Here is a 15,262-nt window from a genome sequence, read left to right as displayed (position 1 = left end):
GGTCTCAGTGAGACATCAGCACCGGCACCGTCATCGCGTCCAGCAGCCCGCGCGTGGCCCCGCCCAGCACCAACTCGGTCCAGCGCGAGTGACCGTAGGCACCCATAACGATCAAGTCGGCGTCCTGATCGGCCGCGCGTGAGAGCAGGGCCTCGGCCACGCCGATCTCGCTGCGTTCCTCGCGGGCCTCTGCGGCCACACCCTGCCACGCCAGCCATTGCTGCAGCGCCGCCAGTCGCGGCCGCAGGTCTTCGTCCTCCAGGCCCTCACGCCAGCTCAGCAACTGCACGCTTTGCGCCTGACGCAGCAGCGGCAGGGCATCGTTGAGGGCGCGTGCGGCCTCGCGGCTGTCATCCCAGGCCACCAGTGCGCGTTGGCCCAGGGTGTGGAAGCTGGCTGCATAGGGCAGGAGCAGGGTGGGGCGGGCGCTGTGCAAAAGGACCTGTTCGAGCACGGCGCGTGCCTGCGAGTGGCCGGGCTTGTCGGGGTCGGGCTGGCTCATCAGCAGCAGATCCGAGCAGTGGGCATGGCGTACCAGCGAGGATGCGGTATCCGCAGCGTCAACAATCACTTCGCAGGAGCGCATGCCAGCGACGGCACAGCCGGCACGAAAACGCTCGGCAGCCTGCCCGGCCTGCTCCTGCAGCATTTCCCAGGCCATGGAGTTGAACTCGGCGAGCGCCCCGCTAGCCTCGGGAACGGCCGGAAAGTTCAGCAGGCCGGTTGGCGCCAAGCCGACCAGATGGCATTGCATGCGCTGCGCCAGCGCGATCGCCTGCCGGCTGCGCTCGGAACACTGCGGGGTCTGATCCAGGTGGACGAGAAGGCTGCGATAGCTCATCGGGGGGGCTCCGTGCGATGGATGGTGCCGGTGCAGCCCAGTCTAGGTACTGAGGCAGTGCGGGTCTTGCGCCAGATCAATCAAGCAGGCGGAATCTCATCGCCAATCTTGATCAGGCCCTTGGCAACGAAGCGCTTGAAATCGCCCAGCGGTATTGCAGCCGAGCCGTGGGTCTCGCCATCGACCCAGCTCAGCGTGGCGTCGGCTCGGGTGGTCTGGACTTCGATGGGTCCCTTGCGTATCACGATGCTGGGGCCGTCGCCTTCGCGGTACTCGACCTTGCCGGTGATGAGGGCGGTCTGTGTCATGGGCGTCTCCAGGTTTGCCGTGAACAGGGGTGAGCATCGTCCGCGCAGCCGTCGCCGCGAAGCGGACAGCCCCGCCTGCGGCTGTAGCCCTTGTCCTACCTGAGCGGCCCGCAGCGCGGTCCGTAGCGCTTAATGCACGCTTAATCGCCAGCCCCGAGCATCCACTCCCATACCGACCTGCCGCTCCTGGCGGGTTTGCAAAGGAGTGACCTTGCTGAGCGCCGCCTGTTGTTTCCCGCCCCCGTCCTGCCTGGCCCGAACGTCGGATGCGGCGCCCCTGCCAGCAAGCCCGCGTCTGCGACTGCATCGCCCGGGCGAGCCGGGCCGCGAGGCGGTCGAGGCCTTCATCGCCGCCATCTATGCCCAGCGCTTCGGCGCGACGCTGCAGCAGTTCGCGCCGCTGTTGCTGAGCCTGTGCGACGAGAGCGGCGAAAACATCGTCGCGGCCGCCGGCTACCGGCCCGCCAGCGAGACGCTGTTCCTGGAGCGCTACCTGGCCGCGCCCATCGAGCAGATGCTGGCCCGCCAGGCCGGCGCGGCGACGCCGGCACGTGGGCGCATCGTCGAGGTCGGCCATCTGGCTGCGGCTCGCTCCGGTGAGGGCCGGCGCCTGATCATGCTGATGGGGCCGCACCTGGCCGAGCAGGGTTTCGAGTGGGTGGTCAGCACACTGACCACCGAGCTGCGCCATCTGTTCCTGCGCATCGGCGTCACGCCACTGGCTCTGGGACTGGCCGACCCGGCCGTGCTGAACCCCGACGAGGCGCGGCTTTGGGGCCGCTACTACGAGCACCGCCCGGTCGTGCTGGCCGGCCATCTTCCGCAGGCGCTGCAGCAGCTGGCCCGTCGTCGGGAAGGACGTGCAGCGAAGGAGACCTCATGAGCGGGCTGCTGCTGGGGCATGGTGCCGCGGTGGAGGACGGGCGACAGACCTGGACCCGCGAAGCGCTGGAGAGCGCAGCCCGTGGCCTGGCGCGTCGACTGCAGGGCGAGGGCACGCGCGTGCTGGCCACCTTGATGGACAACTCGCCGGCTTGGGTCATTGCTGATCTGGCCGCAGCGCTGGCCGAGGTGGTCCATGTGCCGCTGCCGCTGTTCTTCACGCCCGAGCAGCTGGGCCATGCGCTGCAGGCGGCCGCGGTCGATACGCTGCTGGCGCCTGGCGAGCTGGCTGCACGCTGGCCGCAAGCACCGGCCCATCCCTGTGAGCTGGCCGGTCAGGCCCTGGTCTGCCTGCGCTTGCCTGGAGCGCCGCTGGAGCTGCCGGCCGGCACGGCCAAGATCACCTTCACCTCCGGCAGCACCGGTGCGCCCAAGGGCGTCTGCCTTGATGGCGCCGCGCTACAGCGCGTCGCGGCCGGTCTGGTGCAGGCGATGGCGCCGCTGGATATCCGTCGCCATCTCTGCGCGCTGCCCTTTGCGGTGCTGCTGGAGAACATCGCCGGCCTGATGGCGCCGCTGCGGCGCGGGGCGACCTGCGTCGTGCTGCCGCTGGCTGAGCTGGGGCTGACAGGATCATCGAGCTTCGATGCGGCGCGCTTTCATGCCGCAGTCGTCGCGCAGCGGCCCGATAGCTTGATCCTGCTGCCGCAGATGCTGCGCGCCTGGGCGGTCTATCTGTTGCAAAGCGGCCAGTGCGCGCCGACCTCGCTGAAGCTGGTGGCTGTCGGCGGTGCGGCGGTCGGCACACGGCTTCTGGCCGACGCCCGCGAGCTGGGTATTCCGGCGCACGAGGGCTACGGCCTGTCGGAAGCGGCCTCGGTGCAGACCCTGAACCTGCCCGGTGCCGATTGTCCCGGCAGCGCCGGCCGGCCGTTGCCGCATGCGCGGCTGCGCGTCGCGGCGGACGGGGAAATCGAGGTGGCAGGCAGCCTGTTCGCTGGCTATCTGCGCGACCCGACGCCGGTGCCCCAGTGGTGGCCCAGCGGCGACCTGGGCCGTATCGACGCCGATGGCTTTGTTCACATCAGCGGCCGTAAGAAACACCTGCTGATCACCGCGTTTGGCCGCAATATTTCACCCGAGTGGGTGGAGACCGCGCTGCGTGGCGAGCCGGCCATCGCCCAGGCGGTGGTCTTCGGCGATGGCCAGCCCGCGCTCAGCGCGGTGCTGTGGCCGTCGCAGCCCCGTGCCGACGATGCTGAGCTGCAGGCCGCCGTCGATGCCGCCAACACCCAGCTGCCCGACTACGCCCGCATCCAGTCCTGGGTACGAGCCCGCGCCGCCTTCGGCCCCGAGACCGGCCTGGCCACCGCCAACGGACGCCCGCAACGCCCCGCCATCTGGGACCGCCATGCCGACGCGCTGGCCTGTCCTGCCTGATCCATCGCTTCAAGGAGTTGTCACCGATGTCTTTCCATACCCAGCTGCTGGCCCAGACTTCCGATGCCCGGCAGGCCCTGCTCGGCACGCCCATCATTCAGGGTTGCCTGCGCGGCGAGGTCTCGCTGCCCAGCTACATCGCCTTCCTGACCGAGGCCTACCACCATGTGCGCCACACGGTGGCGCTGCTGCACGCCTGCAAGGCCGCGCTGCCCGAGCGCAACCGCTGGCTGGAAGGGCCGCTGGACGAGTACATCGAGGAAGAGCAGGGCCATGATGAATGGATACTCAACGACATCAGAGCCTGCGGCGGTGACGCCGAGGCGGTGCGCCACGGCAAGCCCGGCGCGGCCACCGAGCTGATGGTGGCCTATGCCTACGACACTATCGCCCGTGTCAATCCGCTGGGTTTTTTCGGCATGGTGCTGGTGCTGGAGGGCACCAGTGTCTCGCTGGCTCTGATGGCGGCCGACCAGATCCAGAAGCCGCTGGGCCTGCCCGATGCCGCCTTTAGCTATCTGCGCTCGCACGGCACGCTGGACAAGGAGCACATCCAGCACTTTGAGCTGTTGATGGCGCAGATCGAGGACCCGCGTGACCAGGCCGACATCGTCCATGCGGCGCGCGTGTTCTTTCGTCTTTACGGCGATGTGTTTCGCAGCCTGCCGCTGCCCAAGTCGCAAGCCGCCGAGGTCCTGGCATGAAGGCCGCTCAAGCCCGTGTGCTGCTGACCGGGGCCAGCGGCGGTATCGGCCGCGCGGTGGCCGACAGCCTGCTGCAGGCCGGCGCCTCGCTGTTGCTGGTGGGCCGCTCGCCGGCCAAGCTGGCCGCCCAGGTCCATGAGCTGGGTCAGCGCCATGGCGTCGAGCCTGCGCGGCTGCGCTGGGTGGCCACCGATCTGGCCCAGGCCGAGCGTCTGCGGCCGCTGGCCGAGGTCGCGGCCGATTGGGGTTGCAATGTGCTTGTCCATGGTGCCGGCGCGCCCAGCTTCGGCCGGCTCGAGACCTTGGAGCCCGCCGCGATACGACAGTTGCTGGACCTCAATTTGCTCGCACCGATGCTGCTGAGCCAGGCCCTGCTGCCGCACCTGCGCTGCCAGCGGCGCGCGCAAATCATCTGCATCGGCTCAGCGCTGGGCGGGCTGGGCCTGCCGGGTTTCAGTGCTTACAGCGCCAGTAAGTTCGGCCTGCGCGGCTTTGCTGAGGCGTTGCGCCGCGAGCTGGGCGACAGCCGGGTGCGGGTGCAGTACCTGGGCCCGCGCAGCACCCGCACCGAGTTCAACAACGCCGGCGTGCAAGCCTATAACCGCGCCACCGGCACCGCGATGGACGCACCCGAGCGGGTCGCCCATGCCTTGCTGCGCCTGCTGCAGAGCGAGGGCGCCGAGCGCTTCATCGGCTTTCCCGAATCCCTGGCGGTGCGGCTCAACGGCCTGGCCGGCCCCGTGCTGGACGGCGCCTTCACCAAACACCGCCGCAGCCTGCCGCCCCTGCAACCTTCCGCGGACGGCGCCCCCGCGACTCTCGCTTGCTGACAAGGACAAATCCATGAAGACTTCTTTGCACCTGAACACGCTGCTTGCCTTTGCCCTCTTCGGTGCGCTGGGGGCCCAGGCCGCCGGTGTCGACGACGCCGTCACCGAGATCCAGCATGACTGGGAGGTGATCCGCTACCAGACCCCCGCGGCCGAGCGCGAGAAGCGCTTCGAGGCCCTGGCCGCCAAGGCTCACAAGCTCAGCGAGAGTTTTGCCGGCCGCAGCGAGCCGCTGGTCTGGGAGGGTATCGTCGTCAGCTCCTGGGCAGGCGAGAAGGGCGGCCTCGGCGCGCTGGGCCTGGTCAAGCAGGCCAAGGCGCTGTATGAATCGGCGATCCAGATCGACGGCAGTGCGCTGGAGGGCTCGGCCTATAACAGCCTGGGCGTGCTGTACTACAAGGTGCCTGGCTGGCCGATCGCCTTTGGCGACAAGGCCAAGGCGCGCGAGCTGCTGCAAAAGGCGCTGGCGCTGAACCCCAAGGGCATAGACCCGAACTTCTTTTATGCCGAATACCTGATCGAGACCAAGCAGCCGGCCGAGGCGCAGGCCTATCTGGAACGCGCTCTGCAGGCGCCGGCCAGGCCCGGCCGCCAGATCGCCGACACCGGCCGGCGCGAGGAGGTGCGGGCCTTGCTCGAGAAGACCAAGTCCCGCTAAGCCCGGCTCAGCACGGCCCGGAAGCCGCGCCCAGCGGCGCCAGCGCCGAACTCGAGCTTCAGCCGGTGCAACGCGGCGATGCGCTGGGCGATGGACAGGCCCAGGCCGCTGCCGCTTTCCGCCTGACCCTCGCTGCGGTGAAAGCGCTCGCCCAGGCGCGCCAGCTGTTCTGCCGTCAGCGGTTCGCCTGCATTCTCGACGCTCAGCCGCCCGGGCTCGAAGCGCAGCGTGGCCGTGGTGCCCGGGGGCGCGTAGCGCACGGCGTTGTCCAGCAGATTGCGCAGCAGCACCATCATCAGCTGCTCGTCGCCCAGCAAGGGCAGCGCATGCTCGCCCGGTGCCGGCCAGTCGCAGGCCAGCTCGATGCGCCGGCGCTCGGCCAGTGGCAGGCAGTCGCTGATCACCTGCTCGACGATGGCTGTCCAGCGTAGCTCGCTGCTGTGGCCCAGCCCGGCGCTGGCCTCCAGGCGCGAGAGCGCCAGCATCTGCGTGACCAGGCGGTCCATGCGCTCCAGCCCGGCGCCCAGCTTGGCCTCGGCGCCGGCGCGCTCCTCGACACTGGCCGAGCGCCGCACGACATCCCATTGCGCACGCAGCACCGCCAGCGGCGTGCGCAGCTCATGGGCCGCATCGGCGGTGAAGCGGCGCTCGCGCGCCAGCATCGTGTCGATGCGTTCGAACAGGCCGTTCATCGCCCCCACCAGCGGCTTGAGCTCGGCCGGCGCATGGCTTTGCGGCACTGGTTGCAAATCATTCGGGCCGCGGCCTTGGAGCTCGGCGGTGAGTTGGTGCACCGGGGCCAGCGCCCGGCGCACCGCCCAGGCCATCGCCAGCAGCAGCACCGGCAGCACCAGCAGCCATGGCCCGAGCTGGCTGGCGGTCAGATCGAATACCAGCTCGTCGCGTTCGTAGGCTTTCTGCCCGGCCGCCACCAGCCATTGGCCTCCGGCCGATTGCAGGTAGTAGACCCGCCAGGGCTCGGCCTCCAGCGTCAGGTCGACAAAACCCGCCGCCTCGGCACGGCGCGGCAGCTGCACGCCCTCGCGGTCGGACAGCAGCAACTGGCCGGCGGAGTCCCAGACGGCGATGGCCAGATCGCGCACGTCCGCCTCACCGGCATCTGCCGCGCCTTGTGCTGGTGCGGTGGGCACCCGCTCGCCCTGCTGGGTCGAACTCAGCGTGGCCTGGACCTGGCGGGCCAGCCGTATCATCTCGGTGTCGAAGAGCTCGTTCACTTCATGCCGGGCCCGATCCACCGAGATGAACAGCGCCACGCCCCAGACCAGCGGCGCACACATCAGCAGGTAGAGAAGCAGCCGCCGCTGCAAGCTCATGGGATCTCCTCGGCAGGGCCAAGCGCATAACCGACGCCGCGCACCGTGCGCACGATGGCCGGGTCGATCTTGCGACGCAGATGGTGGATATGTACCTCCAGCGCGTTGCCCTCGGGCTCGCCGCCGCTCCAGTCGTAGAGCTTGTCTTTCAGATGTTCTTTGCTGAGCACGCGCTGCGGATGGGCCATCAAGACCTCCAGCAGCGCCATCTCGCGCCCGGTCAGCTCCACTGGCTGGCCGCGCCAGCGCACTTGCTTGGTGGCCGGGTCATAGGCCAGCGCACCGTGCTGCCAGACCGATTGGGCCCGGCCGGCGGAGCGCCGCAGCATCGCACGCAGCCGCGCGGCCAGCTCGTCTATCGTGATCGGCTTGACCAAATAGTCGTCGGCGCCGGCATCCAGCCCGGCAATGCGTTGCTCGACCGCGTCGCGCGCCGTCAGTATCAGCACCGGCAACACCAGCCCACTGGCGCGCCAGCGCGCCAGCCACTGCATGCCATCGCCGCCGGGCAGGCCCAGGTCCAGCACCATCGCGTCATAGGGCGCGCCGGCCAGCGCGGCGCCGGCGCTGGCGCCGTCCTGGAACCAGTCGACCGCATGGCCCAGCTGGCGCAGGCCACAGGCCAGCGCATCGCCCAGCTGGGCATCATCTTCAACAACGAGGAGGCGCATGGATGGCGATGCTAAGCGTTTCTGAGCCGCAGATACTGCCAGCGTGCCAGGCCGGCCATCACCGGCAGGGCCAACTCCACCGTCTCTTCCAGCGCCGACACCAGGGCAAGCACCGAGGCCGAGCTGGCGATGCCGAAGTCCTCGGCCAGCACGTTGATCGAGCGGTCCAGCACCTTGCTGATGGCCATCGTGATGAAGAACAGCGCAATGCTGCAGGCGACCGGCTCGCGCGCCTTCAGGCGCTGCCACAGCACCTTGCCATGCTGGCGCAGTAGGTGGATGGCGGCCGCAGCGATCAGCGCCAGGATCACGAAGGCGACGATCTTCTGATGCAGCGGCGCGTCGCGCAGATAGAAGCTGACCTTGAGCACGCTGGTGCCGGTCCAGTACTTGTGCAGGTCCATCTCGCGCGCGCCGGCCGCCGCCAGCATCACTGACAGCGTCAATGTTGTGCGCCACTCGCCCGCCGCACGTGGACTCAGCCACAGCACGGCAGCCAGCACGAAGTAGAGGATCTCGGTCATGCCCTCGATCGGGCCGCCCTCACGCATCACATGCATGACCTGGGCCGGTGCCAAGCTCAGCCACAGCAGCACGGCCAACAGGGCGGCCAGCAGCGGGGCGGGCAGGGTCAGCCATCTGGAGCCCGGCAGGCTGGCTTGTGGTGTGGCGGAGGGAGCGGTGAGTCTGTCCATTGATGGCTTGGGGGGTACCGGCCGGTTGTGGTTTGCCCGTGATTTTGCGGGTTTTCCCTGCATCGTGCCGAGATGGGTGCTTGCAGGCGAGGGCGGCATGTGACGTGTCGGTGCTGTCTGACAGGGCTTCGCGAGCTTGGCTGATTCTTGCCGACGACTGCGCCGCGCACACTGCCGACATCCCTCATAGGAGTCAAGCATGAACAAAATCAATAGACACGGCCTTATCTCCACTCTGGCAATCGCCACGCTGGCGCTCAGCCTCAGCGCCTGTGCCGGGATGAGCAAGCGCGAGGCCAATACCGCGGTCGGTGCGGTGGTCGGCGGTGTGGTCGGTGCGGCTGCGACTGGCGGCAGCACCGTGGGCACCGTCGGCGGCGCGGTAGTCGGCGGTGCCATCGGCAACGAGTTGAGCAAGAAGAAGTAAGGCTTGGCCAGTCCAAGGCCGCTGCAAGGCCCACCGCAACAGGAGGATCGGATGAGTTTCAGTGATTTCCCTCAAGCCCTGTGGGCCCCGCAGGCACCGCTCGAGCCGGTCGATGCGGCCGCTCTCGAACTCGGCTACGAAGTGGCGTTTCCGTTTCTGTACGACACGACCGAGGCTGTCACCCAGCCGCCGGTTCAGCAATAAAACTTAAGGAGATCTCTCATGATCATGTCTACTCGTGCAATCGTTATTTCATTGGCAACTGCGCTGTCCCTGGTGGCCCTGCAGGGCTGCGCCGTCAGTCGTGGCCAGTCCACGGTGGGCGCCTACATCGATGACTCGGCCATCACGACGGCGGTGAAGGCGAAGTTTGTCGAGAGCAAGCAGGTCGACGCGGCTGCGATCAGCGTCGAGACGCTCAATGGCACTGTGATGCTGTCTGGCTTTGCGAAGAGCCAGAACGAGCGTGCGATGGCCGAGTCGTTGGCGCGCGGCGTCAGCGGCGTCAAGCAGGTCAAGAACGAGTTGTCTGTGCGCTCCTGAGCCCCCAAGGGACCGCAGCCTCGGCCACCCGTCGCGAAAACGCGCCGGGTGGCTTTTTTTTAGCACGCACCATCTTCCGATCGGACTTAGATGAAGCTGCGCCTGACTGTGATCGGTCTGGCCCTGTGTCTGGGCGGCTTTGCCATCGGCGAGAGCCTGGGCTGGCCCTGGCTGGCCGCTCCGCTGGCCCAGACGCTCTCGCAGCGCCTGGGCCGTGAAGTCCGTTTCGCGTCGGCCACTGAGGGTGAGGGCGTGCTGCAGCTGCGCCTGCTTGGCGGCCTGCGTCTGCGGGCCGACCAGCTGCTGATTGGCGGCCCGGCCTGGCGGTCGCAGACGCCGACACTGCGCGCCCAAGCGGTGGAGTTGCGTTTGCGCTACTTTGACCTGTGGGACTGGCGCGGCAGCGGTAGCCTGCGCGTGCGTTCGCTGCAGGCCCGTTCGGCCGATCTCGATCTGTGGCGCGACCCTCAGGGGCGTGCCAGCTGGGCGATGCAGACCGGGCCGCAATCCGGGGAGGGCGCCGCCTTGCTTCAGTTCGAAGCGTTACGTCTTGGCGGCGGCCGAATCGTGCTGAATGACCTGCCGCGCCGACTCAGCGCAGTGATCGACTTTGCGCTTGCCGATAGGGACGGCCGCGATGGTGGCCTCTTTGCTACTGCCCATGGCGAGTATCTGGGGCGCCCCCTGCAAGCCTGGCTGGATACGGCCTCGCCGCTTCCCTGGATCAATGCTGGCGATAGCGCCGTGCCGCTGCGCCTGCAGCTGCGCGCAGGCGCGACGGCGCTGGACTTCGAGGGCTCGCTGCGCGAGCTGCTGGGCCTGCAAGGCCTGGCCGGAAACTACCGGCTCGCCGGGCCTTCGCTGTCGGCCATTGGCGATGCGCTGGGCCTGACCCTGCCCAGTACCGCTGCGTTCAGATTCAAGGGTCGCCTGGCACGTGAGGGCCAGCGCTGGCAGGTCGAGGTTGTGCAAGCCCGGCTGGGTCGCAGCCGCTTGGACGGCAGCTTCGAGCTGAAGGAGGCGAGCGCGGGCGGGCGTCCGGCCCTGAGTGGCCGCCTCGGCGGCGAGAGCTTGTGGCTGGCCGATCTAGGGCCGGCCATCGGCGTGCCGGCCGAGCCCAGCCCCCGCGTAGCCGGAGATCATCGTGTGTTGCCCAGGCGACAATTCGATCTGCCCTCGCTGCGTGCGATGGATGCCGATGTGAGCATCGATCTGCAACGCATCGAGCTCGGAAGCGCACTGGCGGACACGCTGGCGCCGGCCCGGGCACGGCTGCTGCTGCAGGACGGGGTGCTGAGCTTGCGGGATCTGCAGGCCGGCACCTCGCATGGTCGCCTAAGCGGCTTGATCAACCTGGACGGGCGCGCCGCGCTGGCACTGTGGCAGACCGAGCTGAACTGGGCCGAGGTCGACCTCGCGCATTGGCTACGTCAGACCCGCGCTCCGGGCCAGCCGGGCTGGATCACGGGCCAGATGCGCGGCCGGCTGAAGCTCAGCGGCCAGGGGCGCTCGACCGCGGAATTTCTGGCAAGTGCCCGCGGCCGCGTGAGTGCGACGTTGTCGCAGGGCGCGATCTCGCACCTGGCCGTCGAGGCTGCCGGGGTCGATCTGGCGCAAGGCCTGGGCCTGCTGTTGCGCGGCGACAGCGCGCTGCCGCTGCATTGCGCGCTGGCCGATCTGGATGTGTCCGAGGGCCAGGTCGTGCCGCGCGCGCTGGTGCTCGATACCGAGGACTCCACGCTGTGGATGGAGGGCCGTCTGTCGCTGGCCAGCGAGCAGCTGGATCTGCGCCTTCGGGTGGCGCCAAAGGATTTCAGTCCGCTGTCGCTGCGCACACCGGTGCAGATCAGCGGCAGCCTCGGTGATCCTCAGTGGCAGTTGCAGGCCCAGCCGCTGATGCGTCGACTGGTGCCGGCCGTGCTGCTGGGCCTGATCAATCCCCTGGCTGCGGTGCTGCCCTTGATGGACAGCGGCAACAGCGCCGCCGATCAGCAGATGTTGCAGGCCTGCCGACGGCTGCTGGAGCGGGCCCGGCCGCGGTTATGAAGTGCCTTGCAGTCTTACAACAGTGAGAAGGCCAAGACAGGGCAGGGCAGAACGCGCGACAAGCGCTCCGCGGTGGCGTGCAGCGCGATCATGCGTACGCTGCGCGACATGATCTGCAGCCGGGCCTCATCGACATGTCCGCGCAGATGGGTCAGCGACAGTCGGCTATCGAACTGCTGCATCAGGCGCAAATGGGTGGCCAAAGTGGCCTCGAAGGAACGACGGTCCTGGCAGGGCGCGCATTCGAAGACGGCGACGAGGCCGGCATTGTCGGACGCTGCGGTGTCGGCCACGTCCAGCAAGTCCCGGCACAGGGCGCGGGCGCTGCCCGCATCGCCCAGGCATTGGTAGAGCCGCATCTGCCATTGGGCCGGCAGCAGCCAAGGCGCATCGGCCCCGGCTTCGCTGACCCGTTCGCGCAGATAGCTTTGCATGGCCGGGCTCAGCCCTTCCAGGCGAGTGGCTTGGCTGATGTCGGCATGGGCTTGCATGGCGGCCGGTTCCCTTTGGGATTGCGCGCTCACTCAGCCACGCGACTCGATGCTCAGCTGGTTGTCCACGCTGATCACACCCTTGACCGCAGAGGCCAACTGGGTGGCGCGCTCGCGCGCGTCAGCCGTAGGGGCCGTACCCTTCAGTGCGACCCTGCCTTCGCGCGTATCGACGTCAATCTTCAAGGCGCTGAGCTGAGCGTCCTTGGCCAGCTCGGCATTGACGCTGGCGGTGATGGCGGCGTCGCCCAGGCCGGTCTCGACCTTGTCCATCGCAGCGCCGCCGGCGGCCTTGGCATCGCGGGCCATCTCCTCGGCCTTGGCCTTGGCTTGGTCGGCGCTTTGCTCGGCTTGGCTGATGGCGCCATCGACCTTCTGGCCTACCGTTGTTTCATCGGACTTCGGTTGGCAGGCGATCAGTGCCAGGGCTGACAGGCTGACGCCGGAGTAAATGGCCAGTTGTTGTGTCGTGGTTTTCATGAGTAGCTCCTTGGGTGTGATGACAGCGAACGGGTTCAGCCTCGACGCATCAAGCCGATCACGAACGTGACCAACGCCATGATGACGAAGACGAAGAACAGCACCTTGGCGATGCCAACGGCACCGGCGGCGATGCCACCGAAGCCGAAAACAGCGGCCACCAGGGCGATCAGGAAGAAGACAACGGCGTAGTGCAGCATGAGAGGGACTCCTAGTGAAGATTTGATGGCTTCACTATAGGAATCCGTGCTGCGCCAGCCCAGCAGCGCAGCGCCCGTGCGGATGTGAGGCGGCAGCGGGCGCTTTTGTAGGCGTGGGCCTACAGGGGCGCGGCGGGCGGGGGGGAAGGGGCTGGGAGGGGCAGGCTGGCGCTGAGCACCGTGCCCTGGCCGCGCACCGAGCTGATCATCAGCTGGCCGCCTTCGGCAGCCACCCGGTAGCGCATGCCCAGCAGGCCGTGCGAGGAGAGCGTCTGCTGCTTGGTGTCGAAGCCCTGGCCGTTGTCGCGCACCTCGACCAGCGCACGGCCGTCGCGGTTGAGCAGCCTGACCTGGATCTCGCTGGCGTTCGCGTACTTTGCGATATTGGTGAAGGCTTCCTGGACCAGGCGGTAAATGGTCAGCTCGGCGCGCGGCGACAGCGGCACTGCCTCCAGCTCGGTCAGCACCGGCACCTCCAGCCTTTCGCTGAACTCGCGGGCCTGGATCTCCAGCGCCGGCAGCAAGCCCAGATGGGTCAGCGAGGAGGGGCGCAGGTCCTCGATGATGCGGCGCTTCAGCGCGATGCCGCTGTTGAGCGCCTCGTTCAGATGGCTCAGCCGCTCTTGCAACTCGGGCGGAAGCTTGGGTTTGATGCGAGCGGCGTCGAGCTTGGCCGCGGTCAGCAACGCGCCGAGCTCGTCGTGCAGTTCGCGGGCCAGCCGGCTGCGCTCGTCCTCGCGGGCGCTCTGCAGATGGGTGGCTAGCTGGGTCAGTTCCTCGGTACGGCGATGGACTTCGCTCTCCAGCACGTCGCGCTCAGCCTTCACGGCCTCGGCCAGCGCCAGCCTTTGCCTGGACAGCGCGCGGCTTTGGCGCAGATACATGGCCAGAGCCAGCAGGCTCAGCGCGGTCATCGCCGCCACGCCGATGCGGTTCTGAAGCAGCGCGTTAACGACCTCGCGCAGCCCCGCGCCTACGCGCAGGTTCTCGCGGTGCATCAATTCCTCGGCCCGCGCGCGTATCAGCTCCATCTGGTCGCGACCGATGCCGGCCTGTATCAGTTCCAGCGCACTGTCGGCGCGGCCGCGCTCCTGGCGCTCCAGCACCTCGGCCAGCTCGCCCATCTTGGCGCCCAGCGCCTGTTCGAGCTGCGCGAGCAGGGTCAGTGCCTGCTCGTCCTCGAGCTGCTGGTAGTGGGCGCGCAGGCTCTTCATGGCGCGGCTGAGGTCCTCGTTGGCCTCTTCGTAGGGGCCCAGATACTCGCGCCGGCGTGTCAGCAGATAGCCACGTTGGGCCGATTCGGCATCGGTGGCGCGCAGCTTGATGTTGTAGATCATCAGCCGCGCGCGGCCCATTTCGGTCAGCTCGGTCAGCGTGCCGCGAGCCTTCACATAGCTGCCCTCGCTGATGCTGATCATCAGCGCGGCGGCCAGCACCGCCAGAGGGAAGACGTAGGCGCTGCGTTGCAGTCGCTCCAGCAAGGCAAATTGATCGGCATGCATGACCTAAACTCTCTTTGTGTTCATCTCAAGACGACGCGCGCCGTTGCAGCCATCATGATCCGTGTTGCCATCGTTGATGACCATGCCATTGTCCGCGCCGGCTTGCGCCAGTATCTGGCCGAGCAGGTTGATATCAGCGTCACGGGCGAAGCCGCCAACGGGCGCGAGGCGCTCGATTTGGTGCGCGCCGGCGAGATCGATGTGCTCATCATGGATCTGTCGATGCCCGAGCATGGGGGCGTCGATGCGCTCGCTGCGATCAAGGCGCGCGCGCCCGAGCTGCCGGTGCTGATACTGAGCGGTTTCCCCGAAAGCCATTACGCCACCACCTTGCTGCGCCAGGGCGCCAGCGGTTATTTGAACAAGGAATGCGATCCCGAGGACATCGTGCTGGCGATACGCACGGTGGCGCGCGGCCGCAAGTACATCACGCCGGCCGTGGCCGAGCTTTTGGCCGACGGCCTGGGCGGCGATCACGACAGGCCTGCCCATGAGCAGTTGTCGGAGCGCGAACTGCAGGTCTTTTTGCGCCTCGCCCAGGGCGAGACAGTCGGCCAGATGGCTGAGCTGATGTGCCTGAGCGTCAAGACGGTCAGCACTTATCGGGCCCGGGTGATGGAGAAGATGAAGCTGGCCTCGAACAGCGATCTGACGTACTACGCACTCAAGAATGGCTTGATTCAATAGTTCGGCAGTAGTCGACCAACTCGTCGATTTCGCTGGACTTGTCGAACACGCGGTCGGCCCCCATCGCCAGGCAGCGGCGTCGGATGTCGACGGTGGCGTAATTGCTCAGCACCACGCGCTTGGCGGCAGCACCCTGCTTACCGGCGGTGGCCAGCACACCCATGCCCGAGCCGCTCTTGAGGAACAGGTCGATCAGGATCAGGTCGCATTGGTGCTCAGGCTTGCCCAGCCATTCGAGCGCATCGTGCTCGTTGTCGGCCCAGCCCAGCACCTGCAGCGGCAGCATTTCCTCAAGCGTGGCAATCAGCTCGGCCCGGATCGTGGGACTGTCTTCGACCAAAAAACATCGGAGGGCGGACATGACGGCGGGGGGCGGGCAGGCAAGCATGGGATGCCCCGATTATCTTGAAGCCTCCTGGCCTTGTCTCCCGGCGCGCGTCGGGTGTCGCAGTAGGACGACGCCTACAAAATCACGCGCGCCCAAGAAAAAGCCCACCCGCATGGGTGGGCTGTGCCGAGAAGC

Annotated in this window: 20 protein-coding genes; 10 read left to right on the top strand and 10 right to left on the bottom strand. The window is 67.8% G+C overall.

What is annotated here, in order from left to right; all coding sequences use genetic code 11:
* Nucleotides 1–4 precede the first annotated feature (4 nt).
* Together OOZ63_RS17075 and OOZ63_RS17070 are read right to left on the bottom strand one after the other, a co-directional pair.
* Nucleotides 5–841, bottom strand: coding sequence for a universal stress protein (locus OOZ63_RS17075; RefSeq protein WP_266006786.1), 837 nt, complete (start codon nt 839–841; stop codon nt 5–7).
* 80 nt (nt 842–921) lie between these two features.
* The gene (locus tag OOZ63_RS17070) at nt 922–1,149 is read right to left on the bottom strand and encodes a hypothetical protein (RefSeq protein WP_266006785.1); all 228 of its coding nucleotides are present in this window, start codon (nt 1,147–1,149) and stop codon (nt 922–924) included.
* 211 nt (nt 1,150–1,360) lie between these two features.
* Here OOZ63_RS17070 and OOZ63_RS17065 point away from each other — a divergent pair, with 211 nt between their 5' ends.
* Genes OOZ63_RS17065 through OOZ63_RS17045 form a run of 5 tightly spaced genes read left to right on the top strand, consistent with a single transcriptional unit; the run spans nt 1,361 to nt 5,663 of the window.
* A complete protein-coding gene (locus OOZ63_RS17065) occupies nt 1,361–2,032 on the top strand; it encodes a thermostable hemolysin (RefSeq protein ID WP_266006784.1) in 672 nt (223 codons plus the stop codon).
* Nucleotides 2,029–3,471, top strand: coding sequence for an AMP-binding protein (locus OOZ63_RS17060; protein WP_266006783.1), 1,443 nt, complete (start codon nt 2,029–2,031; stop codon nt 3,469–3,471). Before OOZ63_RS17065 ends, OOZ63_RS17060 begins: the two co-directional genes overlap by 4 nt.
* A 26-nt stretch (nt 3,472–3,497) precedes the next feature.
* Entirely contained in the window at nt 3,498–4,175 is a 678-nt protein-coding gene (locus OOZ63_RS17055) for a TenA family transcriptional regulator (RefSeq protein WP_266006782.1), read from the top strand.
* Nucleotides 4,172–5,005: an SDR family oxidoreductase gene (locus OOZ63_RS17050; protein WP_266006781.1), complete on the top strand. Its 834-nt coding sequence runs from the start codon at nt 4,172–4,174 to the stop codon at nt 5,003–5,005. Before OOZ63_RS17055 ends, OOZ63_RS17050 begins: the two co-directional genes overlap by 4 nt.
* Before the next feature lie 13 nt (nt 5,006–5,018).
* The gene (locus OOZ63_RS17045) at nt 5,019–5,663 is read left to right on the top strand and encodes a tetratricopeptide repeat protein (RefSeq protein ID WP_266006780.1); all 645 of its coding nucleotides are present in this window, start codon (nt 5,019–5,021) and stop codon (nt 5,661–5,663) included.
* Here the strand turns inward: OOZ63_RS17045 and OOZ63_RS17040 are convergent.
* The 3 genes from OOZ63_RS17040 to OOZ63_RS17030 are packed head-to-tail and all read right to left on the bottom strand — an operon-like array spanning nt 5,660 to nt 8,363.
* Nucleotides 5,660–6,997, bottom strand: coding sequence for an ATP-binding protein (locus OOZ63_RS17040; protein ID WP_266006779.1), 1,338 nt, complete (start codon nt 6,995–6,997; stop codon nt 5,660–5,662). The two genes, OOZ63_RS17045 and OOZ63_RS17040, sit on opposite strands and share 4 nt — an antisense overlap.
* Nucleotides 6,994–7,668 (bottom strand): winged helix-turn-helix domain-containing protein, encoded by a 675-nt coding sequence (locus OOZ63_RS17035; RefSeq protein ID WP_266006778.1) that lies wholly within the window; start codon nt 7,666–7,668, stop codon nt 6,994–6,996. Before OOZ63_RS17035 ends, OOZ63_RS17040 begins: the two co-directional genes overlap by 4 nt.
* Before the next feature lie 11 nt (nt 7,669–7,679).
* Entirely contained in the window at nt 7,680–8,363 is a 684-nt protein-coding gene (locus tag OOZ63_RS17030) for a hypothetical protein (protein WP_266006777.1), read from the bottom strand.
* Between the two features lie 199 nt (nt 8,364–8,562).
* Here OOZ63_RS17030 and OOZ63_RS17025 point away from each other — a divergent pair, with 199 nt between their 5' ends.
* The 4 genes from OOZ63_RS17025 (at nt 8,563) to OOZ63_RS17010 (ending at nt 11,379) form a co-directional block, all read left to right on the top strand.
* On the top strand, nt 8,563–8,790 hold the full coding sequence (locus tag OOZ63_RS17025) for a glycine zipper 2TM domain-containing protein (RefSeq protein ID WP_266006776.1): 228 nt from the start codon (nt 8,563–8,565) through the stop codon (nt 8,788–8,790).
* A gap of 51 nt (nt 8,791–8,841) precedes the next feature.
* Entirely contained in the window at nt 8,842–8,994 is a 153-nt protein-coding gene (locus OOZ63_RS17020; RefSeq protein WP_266006775.1) for a hypothetical protein, read from the top strand.
* A gap of 24 nt (nt 8,995–9,018) precedes the next feature.
* The gene (locus tag OOZ63_RS17015; RefSeq protein WP_137941299.1) at nt 9,019–9,333 is read left to right on the top strand and encodes a BON domain-containing protein; all 315 of its coding nucleotides are present in this window, start codon (nt 9,019–9,021) and stop codon (nt 9,331–9,333) included.
* Nucleotides 9,334–9,423: 90 nt separating this feature from the next.
* On the top strand, nt 9,424–11,379 hold the full coding sequence (locus OOZ63_RS17010; RefSeq protein ID WP_266006774.1) for an AsmA family protein: 1,956 nt from the start codon (nt 9,424–9,426) through the stop codon (nt 11,377–11,379).
* A gap of 14 nt (nt 11,380–11,393) precedes the next feature.
* On the opposite strand, the gene OOZ63_RS17005 is transcribed toward OOZ63_RS17010, so the two are convergent.
* From OOZ63_RS17005 to OOZ63_RS16990, 4 genes are all read right to left on the bottom strand, one after another.
* Nucleotides 11,394–11,870: a hypothetical protein gene (locus OOZ63_RS17005; protein ID WP_266006773.1), complete on the bottom strand. Its 477-nt coding sequence runs from the start codon at nt 11,868–11,870 to the stop codon at nt 11,394–11,396.
* 33 nt (nt 11,871–11,903) lie between these two features.
* Entirely contained in the window at nt 11,904–12,350 is a 447-nt protein-coding gene (locus OOZ63_RS17000) for a BON domain-containing protein (RefSeq protein ID WP_266006771.1), read from the bottom strand.
* Between the two features lie 35 nt (nt 12,351–12,385).
* Nucleotides 12,386–12,550 (bottom strand): DUF1328 domain-containing protein, encoded by a 165-nt coding sequence (locus tag OOZ63_RS16995; protein WP_266006770.1) that lies wholly within the window; start codon nt 12,548–12,550, stop codon nt 12,386–12,388.
* Between the two features lie 119 nt (nt 12,551–12,669).
* Nucleotides 12,670–14,052 carry a CHASE3 domain-containing protein gene (locus tag OOZ63_RS16990; RefSeq protein WP_266006769.1) on the bottom strand — a complete coding sequence of 461 codons (1,383 nt, stop codon included), beginning with the start codon at nt 14,050–14,052 and terminating at the stop codon, nt 12,670–12,672.
* A 54-nt stretch (nt 14,053–14,106) separates the two neighbouring features.
* Between OOZ63_RS16990 and OOZ63_RS16985 the strand changes: the two genes are divergently transcribed.
* A complete protein-coding gene (locus tag OOZ63_RS16985; protein ID WP_266006768.1) occupies nt 14,107–14,739 on the top strand; it encodes a response regulator transcription factor in 633 nt (210 codons plus the stop codon).
* Here the strand turns inward: OOZ63_RS16985 and OOZ63_RS16980 are convergent.
* Nucleotides 14,717–15,100, bottom strand: a complete 384-nt coding sequence (locus tag OOZ63_RS16980; RefSeq protein ID WP_266006767.1) for a response regulator — start codon at nt 15,098–15,100, stop codon at nt 14,717–14,719. The genes OOZ63_RS16985 and OOZ63_RS16980 overlap by 23 nt on opposite strands.
* Nucleotides 15,101–15,262: the final 162 nt, after the last annotated feature.

Source organism: Paucibacter sp. PLA-PC-4 (assembly GCF_026241155.1).
GTDB lineage: Bacteria > Pseudomonadota > Gammaproteobacteria > Burkholderiales > Burkholderiaceae_C > Roseateles_E.
The sequence above is the reverse complement of the archived record's forward strand: the minus strand, read 5'-3'. Positions and strand labels throughout refer to the sequence as shown.